Below are 2,923 nucleotides of genomic sequence, written 5' to 3' on the forward strand. Positions count from 1 at the left end.
GCGACAACACCATCCCCGTGCTTATCATCACAGCGCGCGATGCGGTGGCTGACCGAATTCGGGGCCTGGACAGCGGCGCCGACGACTACGTCCTAAAGCCATTTGAAATGTCCGAACTGCTCGCGCGCTTGCGGGCTATCGTGCGTCGCCGCGCGGGCGTCGCTGCACCAGTGCTGACCAATGGCATCATATCGCTGGATCCTGCAACGCACGAAGCGCGCGCTCCGGAGACTTCAGTGCGGCTATCCGCCCGCGAATTCGCGTTGCTGCACGCATTGCTGATCCGTCCGGGCGCGATTCTGTCGCGTACGGAACTGGAGGACCGCATCTACGGCTGGAATGAGGAGGTCGAAAGCAACGCGGTCGAATTTCTGATTCACTCGCTGCGTCGCAAGCTGGGCAGCGATACGATCAAAAACGTCAGGGGTGTGGGATGGATGGTGTCAAAAGGCGGTTAGGGCAATCGCTCCAGTTGCGACTGTCCATATGGCTCGCAATTGCCGTTCTTTTAAGTGCCGTCGCGGCGGGTGTGTTCTCGTTCAAGGCCGCGTTCCACGAAGCCAACGAAATCCAGGACCTGCAGCTCAAGGAAGTGGCCGCGCTCGTCACGGCGAACAATGTTCAGTTCATGGAGGGAGGCTCCATGCGCTATGTGCCGGACTTCGAAGCAGAAGCGAAAGTCGTGGTACAGCGGCTGTCCAATCGCAGCGTCCAAGGTTTGGTGAACCTGCCGCCTGCGCTCCCCGACGGCATCCAGACCCTGACACTGAATGGCCGCGAATGGCGCATCGTAGTTCGTACCCTGGCGCCGGGTGTTCGCGTAGGTGTTCGCCAGCAAACTTCCGATAGAAACGAAATCGCCCGCAACAGCGCTGTCGCTACGCTCATTCCCTTTGTCGTACTAGCACCCGTCTTCGTCGGTGTGGTGTTCCTGCTGGTCGGGCACATGTTCAAGCCGCTCAGGCGACTCGCCTCTGAGCTCGACGCGCGCCCGGATCACGATCTATCCGAGATATACGTGACCGGGGACGCGAAACTTCCTGCTGAGATCATTCCGTTCCTCGTCGCTAATAACCGCTTGCTTGGGCGGGTCGCTGAGTCCGTTGCGCTGCAACGTCGGTTCGTAGCCGATGCCGCGCACGAACTGCGCTCGCCGCTTACTGTGCTTTTATTGCAGGCGGAACGGCTCGATTTGTCGGAGATGTCGAGCCAAGCGCGCGAGCGCTTTACGGCTTTGCGCACTGGCCTGATGCGCACGCGTGCGTTGGTTGAGCAGTTGCTGACGCTGGCGCATGTGCAGGAAGCAAACGACGTTCAAGCATCTCAGACCTCGGTCGCGCAAGCCTTTCGCCGCGTGCTTGAGGACCTGATTCCCATCGCGCAGGCGCGAGAGATCGATATCGGGGTCAGCGGCGAGGCGGACGTGTGGGTGCCCGCAAGCGAAGCAGATCTGGGCACGATGCTGAAGAATCTGGTTGATAACGCTATCCGCTACACGCCGTCCGGTGGCCGCGTCGATCTTTCGATACAGAGCGCAGATAGCCGCACGTCGATCGTGGTCGAGGACACTGGGCCGGGTATTCCTGCGGATGAGCGAGACCGGGTGTTTGACCGGTTTTATCGCGTGCTCGGGACGGGTCAAAGCGGCTCTGGGCTCGGGCTGTCAATTGTCCAGACAATTGCAACTCGGATCGGTGCATCCATTACGCTAGGCGATGCGACTTGGGCCGATGGTCGCGGCGGCCTTCGCTTCACACTGACGTTTCCAGAGATGGACCCGCCCGCTGCGCTCGCCGATTCCGATCACAAACGCCCGATGAACTTCGAGCCTATTGCGTGAAATCTCGGTCGTTCTATCAACATACGTATGTCAGCTTTAAGCGCAGGGGTATTTCAGCCGTCAATGCCGGTGGACGTTCGGATCATTTCAGCGACTCACATTGATTTGGACAGGGCGATGATGGAAGGCCGATTCCGCGCCGATCTGTATCACCGGCTGTGCGTGCTGCAACTCGATGAGCCACCGCTGCGGGCACGCGGCGTCGACATCGAGTTGCTTGCAAAGCACATGCTGGATCGCTTCAAGACGGATGCAAACTGGCGTCTTCGTGGGTTTTCACCGGATGCGACTGCTGCGATCAACAACTAGGGATGGCCAGGTAATGTACACGAGTCGAGCAATCGCGTGAGGCGTGCAATCGTGATGTCGGAGGGCCGGCAGATCACGGCCACTGACCTTGAACTGAGTGACTATGCAAACCTCGAGCCGATTTCTCTCGCTCAAGCTCGGCAGGCGGCCGAGCGAATAGCCATTGAGTTCGCACTGTTGCGCAATCGCGGACGTCTGATTGATGCAGCACGCGAACTGGATATATCTCGCGTTACGCTTTATCGGTTGCTCTGCACACAAGGGTTGCGAACGGCTTTGACCGAATAATAACGATCCTGAAAGGGACACGGCTGTGGCAGGATGCAATGCGGCGTACAGACTAATCTGTGGCGGCCGTTCGCGGATCGTCTGGGGTGACATCCCTTAGTCCCCTCCGCAGCCAGCCTCGACGGAAAAGCTTCCCAAACGCTCCTGCTACAGTACGCATTTTTGCGTCCGCGGCATATAAATCATAAGCGTGTCTTAAGCAACAGTCCTCAATATTTGGCGGCGAATTTTCACCAAAAAAAAATTGCTGTCCGTTGCGCTTATACCGCGGCGTTCGCCAAGAGCTGGCTAAAAAACAAGATGCTGGCTCTGGGCGAAACCGGAGCGCTGCTGCGGCGGCCACGCTCCTCTCCCCAATGATCACCAAGCTTGATCAAATCGTTCGAGGCTGCGGGAACCGCGCGGCTACCGAATATTAGTTCTGACCAATGCGTTGGTTTCGTACCTATCACATAAGCGATCCGTCACTATTCTCACGGGCCCTTT

The 2,923-nt window shown here is 58.3% G+C and carries 2 protein-coding genes and 1 pseudogene; all 3 read left to right on the forward strand.

The annotated features are described in order from the left end of the window. A partial coding sequence (locus tag JWR14_RS08380) for a winged helix-turn-helix domain-containing protein (protein WP_299704380.1) occupies positions 1–458 on the forward strand: 458 nt, incomplete at its 5' end. Further along, on the forward strand, positions 434–1,840 hold the full coding sequence (locus JWR14_RS08385; RefSeq protein WP_299704382.1) for an ATP-binding protein: 1,407 nt from the start codon (positions 434–436) through the stop codon (positions 1,838–1,840). The genes JWR14_RS08380 and JWR14_RS08385, both read left to right, overlap by 25 nt. Before the next feature lie 60 nt (positions 1,841–1,900). Further along, positions 1,901–2,437, forward strand: a pseudogene (locus JWR14_RS08390) (sigma 54-interacting transcriptional regulator); the annotation flags it as partial. Positions 2,438–2,923: the final 486 nt, after the last annotated feature.

The organism is Caballeronia sp., from assembly GCF_028292365.1.
Lineage (GTDB): Bacteria > Pseudomonadota > Gammaproteobacteria > Burkholderiales > Burkholderiaceae > Caballeronia.